We start from the raw sequence: 20,969 nt of genomic DNA on the forward strand, positions 1-20,969 counted from the left end.
CCCCTCAAACTGCATGTTTGAGAGGAAGGTAAGGATTAAGCCTTGTTATCAGTGCGATCTGTGCTGTCGGCGTTTTCGATTTGGTTGCCAGTTTGCGTGCTTGTTTGGCTCGGAGTTGAGTTGTTTGGGCGCAACTCACGTTGTTTCCACAGCTTGAAGATGGCTGGAAGCACTAACAGCGTCAGCAGCAGTGCTGAGGCCATACCGCCAATCATTGGTGCAGCGATACGTTGCATCACTTCTGACCCTGTACCTTCGCCGTACATGATCGGAATCAGACCAATAATGACCGTCAGTACCGTCATCATTACTGGGCGAACACGCAGGCCTGCACCTTCACGAATGGCATCGGTTAGGTCTTTCGCCTCAAGCTTCTGTTGGCTCTCTTCCGCATCCAGCTTTTTGTAGTGCCATGCTTGGTTGAGGTAGACGAGCATGATGACCCCAATCTCAACCGCGACGCCTGCTAGGGCAATAAAGCCGACCCCAACGGCAATCGAGAAGTTGTAGTTGAGGATATGCATGAGCCACAAACCACCAACCATAGCGAGTGGTAGGGTAAGCATGATGATCATTACTTCGCCGACACGACGGAAACTGAAGTAAAGCAGCAGCATAATGATGGCGATGGTAATTGGTACCACGACACTCAAGCGGTCTTTCGCACGTTCCATGTATTCGTATTGACCAGACCAAGCCAACGAGTAACCCGCAGGAAGCTCCAACTGATCGGCCACGACTTGCTGTGCTTCCACGACGTAAGAGCCAAGGTCACGACCATCGATGTCGACAAACACCCAGCCGTTCGGGCGTGCGTTCTCTGTCTTGATCATTGGAGGACCGTCTTCGTAACGAATGTCCGCTACGTCAGCCAGTGCAATACGAGCGCCATTTGGTGTCACTAACGGTAAGTTTTGCAATTTTACCACTGAGTCACGGTAGTCTTGTGGGTAACGAACGTTGATTGGGTAACGCTCCAAGCCTTCGATGGTTTCACCCACATTCATACCGCCCACCGCAGTGGAGATCACTTGCTGAACGTCTTTGATGCTCAAGCCGTAACGCGCTGCGGCACGACGTTTAATGTCGATCGTGACATAACGACCACCTGCTACACGTTCTGCGTAAACCGATGCCGTGCCTTGTACGCCATTAAGAATTGGCTCCAACTGAGAACCGATCTTCTCAATCACTTTCAGGTCAGGGCCCGCGATTTTAATGCCGATAGGGGTTTTGATGCCCGTTGCCAGCATATCGATACGCGTTTTGATCGGCATTACCCAAGCGTTAGTAAGACCAGGGAACTGAACCAGCTTGTCGAACTCTTTGCGCAGTGACTCGGTTGTTACCCCTTCACGCCATTGATCGCGTGGCTTCAACTGAATCACGGTTTCAATCATGGTGAGTGGCGCTGGATCGGTTGCGGTCTCAGCTCGGCCAATTTTGCCCCATACGGTTTTCACTTCTGGAACGGTTTTGATCAGCTTGTTGGTTTGTTGTAGAAGCTCGCGCGCTTTACCAATTGAGATACCCGGATAGGTCGTTGGCATGTACATCAAGTCGCCTTCATCCAGCGGCGGGATGAACTCGCTACCCAGTTTACTGGTTGGGTAGTAAGCCGATGCCATTAGACCTAATGCGATAACAATCATGGTCTTAGGGTATTTTAAGCTGGTGTTCAACAGCGGGCGGTACAGCGCGACCAAGCCGCGGTTAACCGGGTTTTTGTGTTCCGGTAACACCTTACCGCGAATGAAGTAGCCCATAAGAACAGGGACGAGTGTGATCGCCAAACCTGCTGCCGCTGCCATTGCGTAAGTCTTAGTGAACGCAAGCGGCGAGAACATCTTGCCTTCCTGACCTTCTAAGGCGAACACTGGTACGAAGCTAAGAGTGATGATCAGCAACGAGAAGAACAGCGGTGCGCCAACCTCTTCTGCGGCTTTACCAATCACTTGCCAGCGGTTTTTATCGGTCAGTGGCGTTCGTTCAATGTGCTTGTGAACGTTTTCAATCATCACGATTGCACCATCCACCATGGCACCGATGGCAATCGCGATACCACCAAGGGACATGATGTTGGCGTTGATACCTTGCCAATGCATTACGATAAACGCAGTGAGAATGCCAACCGGTAGACTCAGAGCGATAACCAATGAAGAACGAATGTGGAACAAGAACAGCGCACACACAATCGCGACGACGATGAACTCTTCTGCGAGCTTCTTCCATAGGTTTTCTACCGCTGAATCGATAAGGGTAGAGCGGTCGTAGGTTGCAACAATTTCCACGCCTTCTGGCAGGCTGCGTTGTAGGTCTGCGAGTTTGTCTTTGACTTTCGCAATCACCTCACTGGCGTTCTCACCAAAGCGCATCACGATTACGCCACCGACCGCTTCACCTTCGCCATTCAGCTCTGAGATACCACGGCGCATTTGTGGACCAAGGTTAATGTCTGCGATGTCTCCTAAGAGCAACGGCGTGCCTTTCTCGGTTACTTTTAGCGGCAGTGATTTAATGTCTTCAATGCTGGTTAGGTAACCCGTGGTACGAACCATGTGTTCGGCTTCCGCAACTTCGATAACGGACGCGCCGGTTTCTTGGTTGCCGTTTTGGATTGCCATGTTCACTTGTTGCAAAGTGAGGTTGTACGCACGCAGCTTGGCAGGATCAATCTGCACTTGATACTGCTTCACCATACCGCCCACGGTAGCGACTTCAGAAACGCCATCAACGGTTTGCAATTCGTACTTCAAGAACCAGTCTTGCAGGCTGCGGAGATCCGCCAAATCATGCTTGCCGGTTTTGTCTTGTAATACGTAGCTGTAAACCCAGCCCACGCCCGTTGCATCAGGACCTAGAGTTGGTTTTGCGTTCGGTGGCAGCTTTGGTGCTACTTGGCTTAAGTACTCCAACACGCGCGAACGTGCCCAGTACATGTCGGTATCATCGTTGAAAATAATATAAACGTAAGAGTCACCAAAGAAGGAGTAACCACGAACTGTCTCAGCACCCGGCACGGCAAGCATGGCGGTGGTGAGTGGGTAAGTCACTTGATCCTCGACGACTTGAGGAGCCTGACCCGGATAGCTTGTTTTGATGATCACTTGCACATCAGAAAGATCCGGAATCGCATCAACAGGCGTATTCTTTACACTGTAAAGTCCGCTTAATACAAGGGCTAAGGTCGCGACCAACACTAGGAATCGGTTGCTCAGTGACCAACGAATAATAGCATTGATCATAATTAACCCTCGACGGCTGTTGTTGCAGGAACTAGCTGTTTAAGAACGTAGTCAGATCCTTGTTTTTCAACTAGAAACCGAACTTTCTGTCCTTCTTCAAAACCCGATAGATCAACGTCTTCACCGACAGAGAAGTTCATCTCACCTGCATCCCAGTTCCATTCTGCAACCGGTAGGTGGTTTAAGGTGATCATGCCAAAGTCGGCCATCAACATAGTGATGTCACCAGTTAGCCAAACTTCTGCCGCAATGACACTGTTGTCTGCCTTATAGTCAACGATTTGGTACTGACCGGACTCCGTCTTTTGCATTTCAAATTCGATAGCCTGACCTTTTTTCAAGTCACCCATTTCAACGCCATCTGCGAAAGTGAAGTTCATTACCATGCCCGGCCAATCCCATTCTGGTACAGGTTGGTGGTTGATGGTCAGCATGCGGTGATCTTTCATCACATCCGTGATCTCACCTTTGGCCCATGCTGTTTCTGCCGCTGCTTCTACACCATTGATGCGAGACAGATCCGCCGACTGGCTTGATTCAGAGTCGAGCATGAAGTGAGATGAAGTAACGATCTTATCGCCTTGTTTAAGTCCTTGTAATACTTCGATTTGTTCGCCAGCTTCACGGCCAACTTCAATTCGAGCAGAACGGTATTTGCCATCACCTTCCGCCAGAACAACGCGAGTCATACCGCCAGAGCGGATAACAGATGATTTAGGAATCGTTAACACTGCGTCGTCAGTGACAGGTTGCAGGGCAATGTTTGCGAACATGTTTGGCTTCAATGCGCCATCTGGATTAGGGAATTTAAGACGCACACGCAACGTACGTGTTTTCGGATCGAGGATTGGGTACACGTAATCGACAACACCTTGCCATTCATTGCCCGGAATCGCGTCAAGGGTCATCGTGGCTTGAGAACCCGCTTTCATCCAGTGCGCTTGACGCTCAAAGACTTCAGCATCAACCCAAACATTGTCCAAAGGACCTGCACTGATCACCGCTTGAGCAGGGGACAAATAGCCACCTTCACGCACGTTTAAGCTCGCGATAACACCATCAGCAGGCGCTTTGACTTCAATGGTGTGCGATGCTTTACCACTACGAGTAATGGATTGGATTTGAGCGCGGTCAACACCAAGCGTTACCAAGCGTTCGGTCGCGCCTTTTACCAGACCTTTGCGGCCAGTGCGGTACGCATTCAGCAATTCTTCTTGTGCTTTAACCAGTTCTGGAGAGTAGAGCGTGAAAAGCACATCGCCTTTCTTCACTTTCTCACCCACAGCATTGATGTAGAGTTTTTCTACCCAACCCGCCACGCGAACGTTGGTTTGCCATAACAGACTTTCATCAAAGGCAATATAGCCAACCGTTTCGATGCGTGGTGATAGCTGTTGTAGTGTCGCGTTTGCGGTTTTAACCCCGAGGTTGTTTTCTACTGAAGGGTCAATAGTCACTGTACCCGGTGCATCTTGTTCACCGGATAGGTCTTCTGCGTAAACCGGAATCAAATCCATGCCCATTGGGGACTTACCCGGCTTGTCGCGTTTGTAGTTCGGATCCATTGGGGCAACCCAGTAAAGCGGATCATTAGAGCTTGCAGCAGATTCGCCACCCATCGCACTCATGTCGTGAGTCGACGAGCCCGCAAGAAAATGATTAGCACCAAACCCTAAAGCACCACCAACAATCAGCGCGATGGTTGCAATCTTAAATGTTTTCATTGTTTTACCTTATTTTCCCCTTCACATTTGACGCTACAGCGTTGTTGCCTGCTCTCGTTCACCCAAATCACATAGCAGATCTATGCTCATGGGGTTCTCTCGTTTGCTGCCTAGCTGTAGCCCCAACTGTCTTGGGGAATCACAAATTAATATGTCGAAATAGAGCGAGCTTCCGGTGAAGCCACTTGGTAGTCGAAACCACCGAGTAGGGTGGCTAAATTGCTGTTTGCGATGTTGAGATCGGTCAGTAGACGTTGTTGCTCCAATTGCAGAGCCAACTCGTCAGTCGTGGCGGAAATCACATCGTTAAACTGCGCTGTGTTGTTTTGATAACCCCGCTCAACGGCTTGAATGCGCGCTTTCGCTTGAGGCAATAAGGTGGATTGATAACGTTCTAAGCGTTGGGTTAAGTTGCCGCGATCAACCAACAGAGTGTTCACCTTGGCATTCATCTGCGTTAGTAAGGTGTCTTTTTGTGATTGTGCCGCGCCAACTTGGTATTGAGCGGCCGCGAGATTGCGATCTTGGCGGTCACCCGTAAACAACGGAATGTCCATGGTGAGGTAAGCGCTGACCAAATCGGAGGCGGGTTCACCCATCATGTTGTCGGCTTGGCGGTAGGCGTACATTACTTCGACGCCAAATTGTGGGTTGTAGGCTTGCTCAGCAATTTCCACCTGCGTTTTATTGGCAGAAATACTGACGTCGGCCATCTTAACCATCGGGTGTTGGCTGAGTTGCTGATAATGCTTGGTGGAACCCTGACTGGCAGCAAGTTTGCTGTTCAGTGTGTCCCAATTAAGTTGATTGCTCGCGTGCAGAGCCTCTTCGTTTGCCAACCAATCTGACCCCAACCATTCGGAGAGTTGAGAGATAAGACGACGTTGCATTTGTGCGTTGGCTTGCAGTTTCTCATCCAACTTGCTGACTTGAAGCTGGGCATTGAGCAGATCTTGCGCTTCACTCTTACCAATCGAATAGTTGGTTTGAATAAAGCTTTCCATCTCCTTCATCAACTTGCGATTCTCAAGCATGATTTGTTCAGCGCGTTGCTGGTAACCAAGTTCTAACCAAAGTTGAGTCATGCTGTTGGCTACTTCAAGCTCACGAGCATGGACTTGAAGCCCAAGGCCGTCGGCTTGTTGATTGGCTTTCTTCTGCTGTAAATCAAGCGTCGAGCCACGCTCAAACTGTTGCATTAAACCAACGGAGATGTTGGTCATTGGGTCTTCATCGAATTTGAAGCTGTCGACAGGCAAGCCACCAAAACCCACTTTCAGTTTTGGGTCCATCAAGGTCGCACTCGCGACGCCCGTTTCACGCATGGCAGCAGATTGCGCTGAGTATTGCTTACGATTGCCATCGTTACTCAAAGCGACGTTGATCAGTTGGGCAAGCTTGGTCGTTGAAGCTCGCTCACTTGATGCGGAATTTTGCGCTGCGTGCGTCTCTTTTCCTGCGGCGTTAACCAAGGTAGGCGCAGCGACCAGAGCCACCATAAAAATAGGTGCAGCTAAGCGGTATGGTTTGATATCCATAATCTAAATCCAGTGTTCGCCGGATCGATGGAGGTGCGGATTTTATTGCGGGAACAGTAAAGCCTTGTTACCTCATCGTTCAGGCGCATTAAAACAACCTGCGATACACGCGCAGGGTCGAATGCTAGGACGGATTTAGGCTATTGGAGGTCGGTATAGGTCGCGGCTGACGTGTACGACTGGGGAAGCAACTTCAGGAGTAATAGTTGCGCGATAGATGACGGGCATTGGGCTATTGGTAGGATTCGGTAGGGGGACGAAAACTATCGTACACGCGGCAGTACAGCAGGTATGAACCATGCCGGAGCCTCCACCACAGTTCATGCTGGTTTCTCTTGCATCGCCATCTTCGGACATAGAAGCGTCAGTCATGGAGACGTCCATCATACCAGGCATACCGCAGTGTTCGCTGTCACTCATCATAGAAGGATGGTGAGCCATGCCAGTAGACATCATTTGAATATTCATCAACGGCTCACTGTTCGCCACACTAGATACCAATAGCACTAGCGTCGTGAAGAGAGTTAACCAGATTGTATGCAGCGATTTTAAGTGCATACCCTTTCCCATGTGTTTGATGAAAATGATGAAAACCCTTCGATTCTAAAGGTTAACCTAAGGGTAAGGTCAATCATTTATTGCTCTTATTATCAAAATAGTCCAACCCTTCAGTTTTCGCACTTTCGAGGGAGTAAAACGTTTGTTAAACACCGAGTGTTGAAAGTTAGCGAAAGAAGCCCTCGCTTTTTATGACACGTGAAAAATGTGGTTTATAAGTTTTACATCACACTAACTTGTCTTACAAATGATTATCCTTATAGAATGCATGGTTTTACTTGTGCAGATTTGGATTTGCTTTGCTGCGGGGGTTGCATGATAGAAATTGTCATCGATGGAAAATATAGAATTGTAGAAGAGGGTCTAACCCTTTTAGAAGCAGCAAAAGTGTGTGGGGTCGAGATCCCATCGCTGTGCGGAATGAACAAAAGTAATGAAAAAGTACCGTGTGACTTGTGTGTGGTTGAAGTCGAAAGCGGCGGTACTAAGCGTGCGTGTGAACTTGAAGTTTACCGCGGCCTTAATGTGGTCACGCAATCAGAGCAACTAAGCGAGCACCGCAGAAAAGCACTTAACCGCATCATGACGGATCATTACGCCGATTGTGAAGCGCCATGTAAAACCGCATGTCCTGCGGGCGTGGATATCCAATCGTACCTTTATCACATTGCACAGAACGATCATCAAAAAGCGATTGAAGTGATTAAGCGTACGCTTCCTATGCCGTTATCGATTGGCCGTGTATGCCCAGCATTTTGTGAGAGCGAATGTCGCCGCTCGTTAGTCGATGAGCCTATTGCAATTCGTCAGCTAAAACGTCATGCCGCGGATGCAGATTTGTCTGCGCATGAAGCCTATGTACCAGAAAAGAAACCAAGCAAAGGTTTGAACATTGCCGTCGTCGGCAGTGGTCCTGGTGGTCTAACGGCTGGCTACTACCTATCGAACGAAGGCTACGACGTTACGGTCTTTGAATCCATGCCAAAAGCGGGCGGTTGGTTGCGTTATGGCATTCCAGAATACCGTTTACCAAAAGACATTCTCGATAAAGAAATCGAACTGATGTGCCGCAATGGCATGCAAGTTCACACCAATCAAAAGCTGGGTGTGGATTTCACGCTTTCTCAATTGAGCGAAGAATACGACGCAGTGTGTTTGGCGGTCGGCGCGTCTCAAGCGGTCGAAATGCATTACACAGGCAGCGATCTGGAGGGTTGCTACTTAGGCGTTGATTACCTAAAAGATTACGTTACCGAGCAAAACTATGTAACGGGTCAGAAAGTCGCGGTGATCGGTGGTGGTAACACGGCAATTGACTGTGCTCGTACTGCGCGTCGCGCTGGTGCAGACACCACGTTGATTTACCGTCGTACTCGTGACGAAATGCCAGCAGAAGGCTACGAGATTGTCGAAGCTGAACACGAAGGGGTGAAATTCCACTTCTTGACCAACCCTGCAGAAAACCTTGCCGATGAAACCGGACGCGTGAATGCGATTCGTCTAGAGCGCATGGCGTTGGGTGAGCCGGATGCATCTGGTCGTCGAAGCCCTAAACCAACTGGCGAGTTCTTTACCGAAGAGTTCGACACCGTGATTGCGGCAGTATCGCAAAAGCCAGATCTGAGCTTCCTCGAAGGTGAAGATTTGTCGATTCCGCTTACACGCTGGAACACCTCTGATGCAGATGAAAAGACCATGCACACCGGCACGGGCAATATCTTCAGTATTGGTGATTTCCGCCGTGGTCCTGCAACGGCAGTTGAAGCCGTGGGTGATGGTCGCGTTGCGGCAAAAGCGATTGACCTGTTTTTGAATGGTGATATGGCGGATATGCCAAAGGCAGCGTTCAACTCGCGTAAAGAGAAGAAGCTCTCTCAAGTCGATCCGCTTCACTTCGAGAACATCCAGAAAGTCGCTCGATCTATCATGCCTGAGCTGACTCCAGCACAACGCGAGCAAAGCTTCGCTGAAGTGGAGTTGGGCTTTGATAACGAAGAAGCGATGAAGGAAGCTGCACGCTGCCTTGAATGTGGCTGTCAGGCAAATACCGATTGTGCGCTGCGTGATTACTCCACCGAATATGAAGCTGAGCAAAGCTTTGATTTCTCTTTGCAGATTAAATCGCATCAAGATTGGTTAGATCTTCGTGCGAAAGACTTGCGTCATAAGTACGAAGTTGACCGCAGTTCTGAGTTTATTGAGTTTGATGCTAACCGCTGTATTAGCTGCGGTCAGTGCATCCAAGCGTGTCGCGACAAAGCCGTGCACGGTGTACTGAACTTTGTGTGCGATAAACAAGGTCGCCCCGCGTTACGTCCAGACGATCGTCCACACTTTGGAAGTAACAAGAATGGTTTAACTCTGATGGGCGATTCGAACTGCGTGCAATGTGGCGCGTGTGTTCAAGTGTGTCCAACGGGCGCGATGGTCGATAGTCGTGACCGTTCGCAAGGTCGTACTGAAGATCTGAAAGCGGTCGACACGATTTGTACATACTGTGGTGTGGGCTGCAAGTTGACCATGTTCGTGGAGGAGACAACCAACACGATTCGCTACGTGAAAGGCGGTGACTCGCCGGTGAACCAAGGCATGCTGTGTGTGAAAGGGCGCTTTGGTTTTGATTTCATTGGCAGTGAAGAGCGTCTTACCACGCCATTGATCCGTAAAGATGGTTGGTTGCAGCCTGCAAGCTGGGAAGAGGCGATTCAACTGATTGCGAACAAGTTCTCTGGCATCAAGCAAGATTTTGGCAGCAACGCATTAGCGGGTTTCTCTTCAGCAAAAACCACCAACGAAGACAACTACGCGTTCCAAAAATTTGTCCGTCGTGAACTGGGCACCAATAACGTCGATCACTGTGCGCGCTTGTGTCACGCATCGAGTGTGACTGGCCTTGAGGCATCACTCGGTAGTGGTGCAATGACCAACGACATTCCAAGCATTAAGCACTCTGATGTGATCTTTATTATCGGTTCGGATACTACATCGGCGCACCCGATTATCGCTTCACATATCAAACAAGCAATTCGTCACCACGGCGCTCGTTTGATTGTGGCTGACCCGAAACGTGTCGATATGGCAGAGCATGCTGAGCTGTATATGGCGCACCGTCCGGGTACAGATGTGATGCTCCTAAATGGCGTCATGCAGCAGATCATCAAGAACGGTTGGTACGATCAAGAGTACATCGAAGAACGTGTCGACGGCTTTGATACCTTACTGCAAGAAGTGATGTCGCCAGCTTACAACCTGGATAAAGTGGAGTTGGTTACGGGCGTTAAAGCTGAAGACATTCAAGCAATGGCGCGCATGATCGGTACGGCAGATCGTACGGCTGTTTACTACTCGATGGGTATTACTCAGCACACGACAGGTCATGACAACGTGCGTTCTATCGCTAATTTGCAATTGCTGTGTGGCAACATCGGTATTGAAGGTGGTGGTATTAACCCATTGCGTGGTCAATCAAACGTGCAAGGCGCGTGTGATATGGGTGCTTTGCCAAACAGCTTCCCGGGCTACCAAAAGGTATATAACCCAATTGTGCGTCAAAAGTTTGCGATTGAATGGAACGCACCAAATCTGCCTTCTGAGCAAGGTCTAACCCTGACAGAAATCATTGATGCGGCTTGCCATCGTGACGTTCGTGGTATGTACGTCATGGGTGAGAACCCAGTATTGAGCGACCCGAACCAAGCGCATGTAATTGAAGGTTTAGAAGCACTCGACTTCTTGGTGGTTCAAGACATCTTCCTAACAGAAACCGCGCAATACGCGGATGTGGTTCTACCTTCTTGCTCATTTGCAGAGAAAGCGGGTCACTTCACTAATACGGAGCGTCGTGTTCAGCGTGTGAATCCGGTTGTCACGGCACCGGGTGAGGCAAAAGAAGATTGGTGGATTATCCAAGAGATCGCCAATGCTATGGGCAGTGATTGGGATTACCACTGCGTGTCTGATATCACCAATGAAATTGCACGAGTGACACCTCAATACGCGGGTCTTCGTTGGGATGCCATTACGCCAAACGGTGTGCAATGGCCGAGCAACAAGAACAACCCGGCAGGTACTCGCATTATGCACCAAACCCAGTTTACTCGTGGTAAAGGGCAGATGGTGGGTGTACCGTTCCGTTATGCGGCTGAGTTGCCAGATGAAGAGTATCCACTGGTGCTTACTACAGGTCGTGTACTTGAGCAATTCCACACTGGCACCATGACGCGTAAGACCAAAGGATTGGATAACCTTGCAGGCCCTCGCGCGATGGTGAGCGTGGAAGACGCAGAAGCGCTAGGCATCAGTAATGGTCAGCGTCTGACGGTGTCTACACGTCGCGGCAGCATTGAGATTGATGCTTTTGTGACTAAGCGTATTCAAAAAGGAGTGGTGTTCATTCCTTTCCACTTTGTTGAATCGCCAGTCAACCGCCTAACGACAACGGCAACTGACCCGCATGCGAAGATCCCTGAGTTCAAGGTCGCTGCGGTTAAAGTGGAAGTGAGCGAAAAGACAACGCAGACAGAGTCTCTCGAAGATAGTTACCAACACGTTTAAATTCGGCGAGTCACGTTGTTGTGGGCACTGACAATTTGAGCCTAGTTGATGGGCGGATAATCTACTCTTGATTTCCGCTCTCACTACATTCACTCGGATTGTCTTTTTCTTCAAACTCCTTTTACTTTTCTGTTATCACCGCGCTCCGGTTAGTTTTCCTTTCTTACTTCTTACTTCTTACTTCTTACTTCTTACTTCTTACTTCTTGCTGTCTCTGTGGCGTATTTTTGTTCAAGCCCATGATGAGAGTGCAATAAAGTTTGTTGTTGAGCTTGTCATAGAATTGACTGTCTCTGACTGTCCCCTGTTATTTGGGCAAGTTCTATAACCTAAACTTTGCTCGCTTCCTATACTGAATTAACGAAGCAAGATTTTTATAACAACAAGAGGAAGCTTGTATGACAAGAACAACCTCATTTGCACTCGTTTTATTACTTATGTGCGCATACTTTGGTTACAACCGTTATTATGTATACCCCCAGCAGTTGGAAACACAGGCGAAGTCGATGCTAATACAAATGGCAAATCGCGAAGAGTGGGTAGATGTGTTTGAGATGATGAATCGCGTAGACGCGCATAAGGGCCATTTGGAACTTGTTGCTGACGTGACATCCTCTGATGGTCAGCGAGCGTACAGTGAAGGTATTATCACGTACACGGATCGCGAAGGCGTTGTCTGTAAACAGGTAGTGTTCAACTTTAAAATAAACTCTTTGAAAAACTACAATATTTCCGATTTACGAGATTGTTCCTACGGTGAGTACTATTAATATTGTCTGAGAGTTGAGCTTGATAGCACAGTGTATGAACACAGAAACAAAAAATAGCCCTTCGTTGGGGCTATTTTTGTTTTTAAGGAATGAACGCAATATCGTGGGATTAGTCGAGTGATTTTTTGAAGCGAAATGAAGCGACAATAAGGCCGATAACGGTGAATCCAAGTAACCAAACTGTATCTCGCCATAGTTCCATTAGGTCTGCACCACGCAGCACCACACCACGAATAATTCGCATAAAGTGGGTGGCAGGCAGCGCTTCGGATATCCATTGTGCCGCGATGGGCATTCCTTCATAAGGGAACATAAATCCGGATAGAAGAATCGACGGCAAAAGAATAAACACCGTCATCTGCATTGCCTGAAGCTGTGTCGTCGCAATGGTGGATATCACCAAACCTAAGGTTAAACTCGCGGCGATAAACAACAGCGTGCCAAATAGTATCTGACTAATGGCGCCGTTTATCGGCACACCAAATATCCAGTGACCCAAGCCTAAAATGATAAACACCTGTATCAGACCAACAAAGATGTAGGGGATGATCTTCGCTACCATGAGTTCTATGGAATGGATTGGCGTAGTAATCAGTAACTCTAAATTGCCACGTTCTCGTTCTTGAACAATGGCTGCACTGGTGAACAAGATCATCGTCATGGTCAGAATCACGCCCAATAAACCAGGGACAATGTTCACCGCCGAGCGCCGACTCGGGTTGTAATACAGCGCAACTTCAAAGGTTTTGGTTGGAGTAGGGCGTATTTCAAAATCAAAATCTGTTAACGGCATGGTTTGTAGTGAGAGAATCGCAGAGCTGATCATGGTGTCTGAACCATCCACAATCCATTGGCCAAGCTCTCGCCCTTGCACCATACGTTGGGTTAAATCGCTAGGCAGAATTAAAGCCGCTCGTACCAAGCCGTCTTGAATGGCTTGCTCGGCTTCTGTTGCGGTAGCGAAGGTTTCGACCACATCGACCACTTGCGTGACTTTGACGGACTCGGTGATCACACGCCCAGCAGTACTGCCACTTTGATCGACGACGCCTACGGGAATGTTGCGAATATCGGTATTTATGGCAAAGCCGAACAGCAGGAGCTGAATCAACGGGATCATCACGACCATGCCAAAGGTAATGCGGTCACGTGAAAGCTGACGGATCTCTTTGATCATTACCGCTTTCATACGGGCAATAGATTTCATCATTGGCGACCTTCTCCCGTCACGCTGACAAACACATCTTCCAAGCTCGGGCGAGCAATGTTCATCTCGCAGCCATCAAGCTCAGGAAAGGTTTGGGTTAACCATTCGATCGGTTCTTCGATGTGCTGGTGGATCAAAATGCGTAAACGAATGCCGAGCTGTGCGGCCGAGCGCACCTCTTCACGCTGAATGACTTTCTCTTTTAGCTCGCGTAAGTTATCCGCTTTGACTTCGACGATGTTAACGCCCATTTGCGCCATGAGTTCTTCTGGCTCACCATCGGCGCGGATTTTCCCCGCTTCCATAATAGCCAGACGATGGCAACGCTCTGCTTCATCCATGTAATGCGTAGTGACCAAAATCGTCGTGCCTTGGTCAGAGAGATCAAACAACTGCTCCCAGAAATCGCGTCGGTTTTCTGGGTCAACCGCAGATGTGGGTTCATCAAGAAACAACAGTTCTGGTTTGTGCATGGTCGCTGCGGCGAGAGACAAGCGTTGTTTCTGGCCACCACTCATTCCGCCGACGCGCTGTTTACGTAGTTGGTCGAGACCGTAGGTGGATAGTTGTTCTTCGATGCGAGCTTTCAGAGCCTTGGTTTCCATACCAAAGATTTGTCCAATAAACTCAAGATTCTCTTGAACCGTCAGATCATCATAAAGCGAGAACTTTTGCGTCATGTAGCCAATCTTGAGGCGCAGAAGCTCAGATTGTTTTGGGATCTCTAGCCCGAGTACATCGACATTGCCCTCACTTGGGCTAAGCAAGCCAGTCAGCACACGAATGGTTGTTGATTTACCGCAGCCGTTGGGGCCAAGAAAACCATAAATACTGCCTTTGGGCACATTAAGCGTGATGTTGTTGATGGCGGTGAAGTCACCAAACTTTTTCACTACATTTTCAGCTTGAATCGCGTATTCGGTCATTGGCTTACTCCACCAAATCCACTTGCGCTGGTATACCTGAAGGCAAGGATTGTGCGGAGTCTTGTAGGTCGACTTCTGCTAGGTACATCAAACGCGAGCGTTCTTCCTCGGTAAGCGCGAAATAAGGCGTAAATGAAGGCTCAGTCGCTACCCAACGAACGGTGCCGCTATATGGTTGCTCAACGCCATCTACATGCACGTTAACCGTTTTGCCCGGCACAAAGTCGACTCGATAGTTAGCAGGAACATAAACGCGAGCGTATGGGACCCGGCTGGCTTGTATTACAGCAACCACGCCATTCACAGGGACGCGTTCGCCAAGGTTAAACGGTAGGTTATCTAGCAAGCCATCTCGCGTGGCCGTGATGGTGAGTTCTGCCAGTTTCTGTTCTTGTAGTGCTACATCGGCTTTTGCAGCCATGAGTGCGGCTTTCGCTTGTTCAATATCTTCAGGACGAGAGCCAGCGGTCAGTTTGCTGAACTCTTCTTGTGAGGAGTCTAGCTCTGCACGGGCAGAATCTCTGGCTGCTAAAGCGGTGTCTTTTTCTGATTGGCTGATGAGTTTCTTACGAACTAACTCTGCTTTACGTTGGTAGTTCTTTTGCGCTTCAACCAATTGAGCTTCCGCTCTGGCAACGTGAGCTTGCGCTGCGGCAATGTCTTCTGGTCGCTCACCATTGGTCAATTTCAAAAGATAGGCGTCAGCCTTGGCTTGTTCGGCTACGGCGTGAGCTAAAACGGCTTCTTGGTTCTTTGTATCGAGCTGAACCAGCACTTCTCCTTCGGTGACTTGGCTGCCTTCCTTGATGGGAAGGGCGCGAATTATCTCGCTAGAGGTTGCAGTAAAGGTTACGCGGTCACGTTCTAGTATGCCAAGGGCTTGCTGTCCGTCATCTTTGGAACAGGCAGTTAAAAGAGTCAGGGCTAGGGTGCCATGAATGATTCGCTTCATCATGCGACGCTTCCTCTAAGAAGGTGAACTCGAATTCGTATCAAGCTATAGAAGAGTGTGGAACTGCATTCAGTGTAACGTGAGTCAGTTTTGTCCGGCTAGGAAGTTAATTCCTTCAATATTCATCAATTGATTAATTATTGAAGCTGGCTTTATCCTGCGGAAGCCGTGCTTTACTTGGCTCTTTTAAGTTGATTACATGAATATCATTTAAACAAAAATCTTGCCTTTCATGTAGAGCACGCCGTCGCCAGATACTCTTACTTGTTCGCCAGTAACTTCACAGTGCAAAATGCCTCCGCGCTGAGAAGCTTGGTAAGCGACCAGTGATGTTTTGCCTAACGCTTCTGCCCAGAACGGTGCTAACCCAGCGTGAATCGAGCCAGTTACAGGGTCTTCGTCACCACCATTTGCAGGCCAAAAGTAACGCGATACAAAGTCTTGTTGATCACCTTTCGCGGTAACGACCACATCGTAAGGAGCGAGTGTCTTGAGGTGCTCTGAACGGTATTGAACCTCAAGTACCTCCTGCTGGTTGCCGACCACCACGAAATACGCTTGAGGGCTAAGCAGTACGCGTTCCACATCGCAACTTAGGCCATCAATCAATGCCGAGGGAATATCAGAAACGGCTTTTGGAGGACGAGCAGGGAACGTCATCTCGATCTTACCTTGCGCAGTCTTCTCTACGGTGAGGGTCCCTACTTCCAGAGTATGAAATTCAATCGTGCCATTAATGCCAAACTCATCAAACAGAACTAACGAAGAGGCCAGTGTTGCGTGTCCACAGAAATCGATTTCAGTAATCGGAGAGAACCAACGAATCTCATATTGGTTTGCGCCAATGGACTTTAGGAAAGCCGTCTCTGATAAGTTGTTTTTTGTCGCGATATTTTGCATCAATTCTGGGGCTAGCCATTCCTCTAACGGTATCACCGCTGCTGAGTTGCCTTTGAATTGCGTATCGGTGAAGGCGTCCACCACGTAGATATCCAATTCCATTTTCCTTCCTTATTCCGTGAGCGATTAATTAGCATAAACCAAGTGCAATTAAGAGAGTAAGAAATTTGTGTTAGAATCTTAAAGTGTCAAAATTATAGATTATTTTGTGTTTTTTGATACTTACTGACAAGGATTCGGACTGCTGGGTATTTAGACTAGTGTTGAATTCATTGAAAGGAAGAAAAACATGAAAGCGATCTACAAGTCAGTTTTGGTATTGAGTGTTTTTGCGGTCGGTTCTGCCCATGCATTTGAACTCGTGAGTAGAGATATTCAAGAAGGCCACCCGATGGCGAAGACATTTGAATACTCTGGTTGGGGATGTGATGGCGGGAATCAATCACCACAATTGATGTGGAAAGAAGCTCCAAAGGGCACAAAAAGTTTTGCGATCACCGTGTATGACCCCGATGCACCAACAGGCAGTGGTTTTTGGCATTGGATAGCGTTTAATATTCCATCCACCGTTAGCGAGCTGCCTCGAGGCATTGATATGAACAAGTTAGGAGGCAAAGAATCTCGTATTGACTACGGCACAACGGGGTTCGGCGGCGCGTGTCCTCCAAAGAATGATGGGATGCATCGTTACCAGTTTACGGTGTGGGCATTGCCAACTGAAGAACTGAATTTGGATGAAAACACGCCACCAGCCATTGTAGGGTTTACTTTGAATAGTGTTGCTTTGGGTAAAGCGACATTAACCACGACTTACACGCGATAATTGAATATAAGGGGAGAGAATGGGTCACCAATATCAGGTTACGCTGTTTCGTGCGGAGCAGCAGCAGAAGCTTCGTAATGTCAGGATTCACTCCCCAAGCATTATTCAGATTGTTAAGGGGAGTAAACATCTTTTCTGGAAAGACGAAGTACTCGACATCCATCATCCAAATATCATGCTTTGTGAAGCAAATGCATCCCTAAATTTTGAAAATCTTCCTCTACAAGGGCGATTTCTTTCTCGAATGTTCAGTTTTCACTGTGTGCCTAGCGATGAAATGTTGGAGCTAAGCATGAGCAACGCATTAGGAAACTATGTACCCGTTGTTGAGACAGATAAAGCATTGCAAGCGACGTTAAATGCTTTGTTTTCGTTTGAGCGGGAAAGCTTAAGTGAAGCGACACAACGCTATTGGATTATGGGCCTATATCAGCAGCTAGCTGAGAGAGGGTTATTGCATCGGTTGTTCTCGAGTTCACATATCTCTTTTAGTCAGAAACTTAGTCGTTACTTATCGCGCTCTCCAGGGGAGGAGCATCCATTAGATATGGTCGCGGGGCACTTTGCTATGAGCCGAGCAACATTGATACGAAAACTGAAACAAGAAGGTACCCAGTATCGTGAAGTATTGGCAGAAGTGCGCTTAAATCACGCACTTTACTTGATGCAAAATGGCTCGTATAACGTTGCTATGCTCGCACAGTTGTGTGGTTATCAGTCAGAGGGGCGTTTTAGCCAACGCTTTAAAAGTAAGTTCGGCCTAACGCCCAGCGAGTATATTAAAACGGTAGTGAGTTAATGTTTTACCGCTTTTTTATTTTTTGTGCTTTTTAGGTTAGCCATAATATTTGGCTTTCATTCGCAATGCTACGTTCACCAAAGCAATCAATACAGGCACTTCGATCAGTGGACCAATGACACCAGCAAAAGCTTGGTCTGAGTTTAGGCCAAACACCGCGATAGAAACCGCTATTGCCAATTCAAAGTTGTTGCCTGTTGCCGTGAAAGCAATCGATGCGTTTTTGTCGTAGTCGATGCCCATTTTCTTACCAACGAAGAAGCTGACAAAGAACATCAACACAAAGTAGATAGCCAGTGGAATTGCTACACGGAATACATCCATTGGCAGTTCAAGAATCATTTCACCTTTCAAGCTGAACATCAGTACGATGGTTGCAAGCAGGGCGATAAGCGTAATCGGTGAAATGCGTGGGATGAACACGTCGTTGTACCATTGTTCACCTTTCGCAGCGACCAGCCATTTACGGCTTAGGAAGCCCGCTAGGAATGGGATACCAAGGTAAATCAGAACGCTTTCCGCGATGTCCATCATCGAGATATCAACCACGAAACCTTCGTAACCAAAGACTGGTGGCAACACAGTGATGAACAACCATGCCATCACACTGTAAGTCACGATTTGGAAAGCGCTGTTTAGTGCAACTAGGGCTGCGCCGTATTCTTTGTTACCGCCACCGATATCGTTCCAGACAAGCACCATCGCAATACAACGAGCAAGACCGATCAGAATGATACCAACCATGTAACCCGGATGATCACCTAGGAAAGTCAATGCAAGGATGAACATCAAAATAGGGCCGACAATCCAGTTCATGACCAAAGACAGCGTGATCGCTTTTTTATCTTTCGTCACTGTGCCTAGCAAGTTGTAGTTCACCTTTGCGAGTGGCGGGTACATCATCAAAATCAAACCAATCGCTAGCGGTACGTTTGTGCTACCAACTGACATTGACTCGTTCCACTCAGCAACTTGAGGGAATGCTGCGCCAATACCTACACCGATTGCCATTGCCACAAAAATCCACACCGTTAGGTAACGGTCCAAGAAGCTCATTTTGTCGCTGGCACTATTTAAAACTTGAGTAGTCATAGTGTTCTCTTATTCGTTTATCGTCGAAAGGCGATAGTTAAAGGTATAGTTTATCTCTGCACGCCTGAACAGCGTGCAAAGGGCATTAATCAAATAACTTGGAAAATCCTAGATTGAACTGATCAAACGCGTCGCGTTGAATGCGGTAACACACCTTAGGTGGGTTTGGCTCGGCGCTGATAAAGCCTGCTTGCTTTAGAATACGCAAGTGCTCGGAAACAGTAGATTGCGCAAGACCCAGTTCAGAAACCAAATCACTGTTCAAACAACCGCCCATGGTATCGAGCGTGTGCAGGATATGCAGAATGCGCAAACGTGCTGGATGCGACAAAGCTTTTGCTTGCGCTGCTAGAGTTTGTTCTTTCTCGAGCTGTTGTTGCGTTGTCTGAAAAACGACTTCGCACGTGTCCTTGCACTTATCACTCATTCGCTGGCCTTAATAGTTAATCGTCGAATTGCGATAAAGTGTACGCCTGCTCTGTGGAAGATGCAACAAGTCGATGAAAAAATTAATCGTGAAATAACGATGGATAAAAAGTTGAAAAAATATATCTTTTAAAAACAGTGATATAATTAAAAATTAAGTAGGTTACTAAAAGTTAACTAATTGCACTATATTTCTAGGTTACCATAATAAACCACATCCGACGCACAATGGTTACTGCGTCATCTTGTGAACTTATTTAAAGGTAATCCCATGAGCAACGTACTGATCATCAATGCACACGAACCATCACCATATTCAGAAGGTCGTCTAAATGCTTCTCTTGTCGACAAAGCACAGACGCTTCTGCAAGCAAAAGGCCATGAGGTTCGCGTTGTGACAATGCAAGATGAGATCAACGTAGATGAGCAACTCGCACACTTTGAATGGGCTGATCGCGTGATCATCCAAAGCCCAATCAACTGGATGTCTGTGCCTTGGTCATTCAAAAAATACATGGACGACGTGTTTACTGCGGGTATGGGCGGCGCACTGTGTGCATTCGATGGCCGTAGCGCAGAAGAACCAAAGAAAAACTATGGTACAGGCGGTACTCAAACCAACAGCAAATACATGCTTTCACTGACATTCAACGCGCCAGAAGAATCGTTTGATGATGAGAGCGAATACCTATTCCAAGGTAAAGGCGTGGATGATTTGATGTTCCACATGCACGCTAACTTCCGCTTCTTTGGTATGTCAGCATTACCTACATTCGCTTGTTATGATGTGATGAAGAACGCAGATATCGAAAACGATTTTGTTCGTTTCGAAGCTCACATTAACGAAAACTTCTAATCCTTTTAGAAAGATAGTGCGAACTGAATGATGAATTGAGATGGACTGCTGTACGCGGTCCATTTTTATTTGTTTGCGGCGAGGTGACGTTTTTATTACTCTAAAGCACTAAATGTATCTAGCTTACTTTTCGTTACCTAGATTAGGTGCGTATCTTGAGGTGTATTGTGGAAAGCAGAATCAGTGTAGATAGCAAAGGTCGTAAGTCAGTGGCGAACGTATGTGCGGAGCCATGTGCTATCGAGAAAGGGATGCGTTTAATTGGTGGTAAATGGAAAGGTTCTCTGATTTATCATTTGAAAGACGGCCCAGTTCGTTTCAATGACTTAGCACGCATGCTAGGCGGTGCAAGTAAAAAGATGATCGACCAACGTCTTAAAGAGCTAGAAGCGGAAGGTATGGTGGTGCGTAAAGTGATCAGCGACCGCCCAATTGCAGTCAGCTATGAACTAACAGAGTTCGGCCGTACCGCACTTAAGATTCTTGATGATTTGCGAATTTGGTCTGAAAAGCATCAAATTGAGCTTCGTTAAGACCAAAGTAGTTAATCGCAAACGTCACTCTCTTTTGAAAGCTGATTAACAATACATCGCCGTTTA

Annotated in this window: 16 protein-coding genes; 6 read left to right on the top strand and 10 right to left on the bottom strand. The window is 47.7% G+C overall.

Annotated features, from left to right (window positions below):
- Positions 1–35: 35 nt before the first annotated feature.
- From R7E00_RS19230 to R7E00_RS19245, 4 genes are all read right to left on the bottom strand, one after another.
- Entirely contained in the window at positions 36–3,245 is a 3,210-nt protein-coding gene (locus tag R7E00_RS19230) for an efflux RND transporter permease subunit (protein WP_262605989.1), read from the bottom strand.
- Positions 3,246–3,247: 2 nt separating this feature from the next.
- On the bottom strand, positions 3,248–4,969 hold the full coding sequence (locus tag R7E00_RS19235) for an efflux RND transporter periplasmic adaptor subunit (protein ID WP_262605990.1): 1,722 nt from the start codon (positions 4,967–4,969) through the stop codon (positions 3,248–3,250).
- 146 nt (positions 4,970–5,115) lie between these two features.
- On the bottom strand, positions 5,116–6,507 hold the full coding sequence (locus tag R7E00_RS19240) for a TolC family protein (RefSeq protein ID WP_104029242.1): 1,392 nt from the start codon (positions 6,505–6,507) through the stop codon (positions 5,116–5,118).
- A gap of 135 nt (positions 6,508–6,642) precedes the next feature.
- Positions 6,643–7,065 (bottom strand): hypothetical protein, encoded by a 423-nt coding sequence (locus R7E00_RS19245; RefSeq protein ID WP_170890022.1) that lies wholly within the window; start codon positions 7,063–7,065, stop codon positions 6,643–6,645.
- Between the two features lie 315 nt (positions 7,066–7,380).
- Here R7E00_RS19245 and fdhF point away from each other — a divergent pair, with 315 nt between their 5' ends.
- Both fdhF and R7E00_RS19255 read left to right on the top strand, forming a co-directional pair.
- Positions 7,381–11,619, top strand: a complete 4,239-nt coding sequence (fdhF, locus tag R7E00_RS19250; RefSeq protein WP_262605991.1) for a formate dehydrogenase subunit alpha — start codon at positions 7,381–7,383, stop codon at positions 11,617–11,619.
- A gap of 398 nt (positions 11,620–12,017) precedes the next feature.
- Entirely contained in the window at positions 12,018–12,389 is a 372-nt protein-coding gene (locus tag R7E00_RS19255; protein ID WP_005375433.1) for a hypothetical protein, read from the top strand.
- A 109-nt stretch (positions 12,390–12,498) separates the two neighbouring features.
- On the opposite strand, the gene R7E00_RS19260 is transcribed toward R7E00_RS19255, so the two are convergent.
- The 4 genes from R7E00_RS19260 to R7E00_RS19275 form a co-directional block, all read right to left on the bottom strand.
- A complete protein-coding gene (locus R7E00_RS19260; protein ID WP_262606058.1) occupies positions 12,499–13,596 on the bottom strand; it encodes an ABC transporter permease in 1,098 nt (365 codons plus the stop codon).
- Complete coding sequence (locus tag R7E00_RS19265) at positions 13,596–14,522, bottom strand: ABC transporter ATP-binding protein (RefSeq protein WP_054574432.1); 927 nt, start codon at positions 14,520–14,522, stop codon at positions 13,596–13,598. The genes R7E00_RS19260 and R7E00_RS19265 overlap by 1 nt, the downstream gene beginning before the upstream one ends.
- A 4-nt stretch (positions 14,523–14,526) precedes the next feature.
- On the bottom strand, positions 14,527–15,477 hold the full coding sequence (locus tag R7E00_RS19270; RefSeq protein ID WP_262605992.1) for an HlyD family secretion protein: 951 nt from the start codon (positions 15,475–15,477) through the stop codon (positions 14,527–14,529).
- A gap of 207 nt (positions 15,478–15,684) precedes the next feature.
- Positions 15,685–16,476, bottom strand: a complete 792-nt coding sequence (locus R7E00_RS19275) for a PhzF family phenazine biosynthesis protein (protein ID WP_262605993.1) — start codon at positions 16,474–16,476, stop codon at positions 15,685–15,687.
- Positions 16,477–16,663: 187 nt separating this feature from the next.
- Here R7E00_RS19275 and R7E00_RS19280 point away from each other — a divergent pair, with 187 nt between their 5' ends.
- Entirely contained in the window at positions 16,664–17,197 is a 534-nt protein-coding gene (locus R7E00_RS19280; RefSeq protein ID WP_017635230.1) for a YbhB/YbcL family Raf kinase inhibitor-like protein, read from the top strand.
- Positions 17,198–17,216: 19 nt separating this feature from the next.
- Positions 17,217–17,996: an AraC family transcriptional regulator gene (locus R7E00_RS19285; RefSeq protein WP_047101663.1), complete on the top strand. Its 780-nt coding sequence runs from the start codon at positions 17,217–17,219 to the stop codon at positions 17,994–17,996.
- Positions 17,997–18,032: 36 nt separating this feature from the next.
- Here R7E00_RS19285 and arsB read toward each other — a convergent pair whose 3' ends face one another.
- Both arsB and R7E00_RS19295 read right to left on the bottom strand, forming a co-directional pair.
- Entirely contained in the window at positions 18,033–19,088 is a 1,056-nt protein-coding gene (gene arsB, locus R7E00_RS19290; protein WP_005385145.1) for an ACR3 family arsenite efflux transporter, read from the bottom strand.
- A gap of 85 nt (positions 19,089–19,173) precedes the next feature.
- Entirely contained in the window at positions 19,174–19,515 is a 342-nt protein-coding gene (locus R7E00_RS19295) for an ArsR/SmtB family transcription factor (RefSeq protein WP_005375451.1), read from the bottom strand.
- Positions 19,516–19,785: 270 nt separating this feature from the next.
- On the opposite strand from R7E00_RS19295, the gene R7E00_RS19300 reads away from it, so the two are divergent.
- On the top strand, positions 19,786–20,370 hold the full coding sequence (locus R7E00_RS19300; RefSeq protein WP_017635228.1) for an NAD(P)H-dependent oxidoreductase: 585 nt from the start codon (positions 19,786–19,788) through the stop codon (positions 20,368–20,370).
- A 167-nt stretch (positions 20,371–20,537) separates the two neighbouring features.
- A complete protein-coding gene (locus tag R7E00_RS19305; RefSeq protein ID WP_005375456.1) occupies positions 20,538–20,903 on the top strand; it encodes a winged helix-turn-helix transcriptional regulator in 366 nt (121 codons plus the stop codon).
- The last annotated feature ends 66 nt before the right edge of the window (positions 20,904–20,969 follow it).

The organism is Vibrio sp. Vb1755 (assembly GCF_033338635.1).
Taxonomy (GTDB): domain Bacteria; phylum Pseudomonadota; class Gammaproteobacteria; order Enterobacterales; family Vibrionaceae; genus Vibrio; species Vibrio alginolyticus.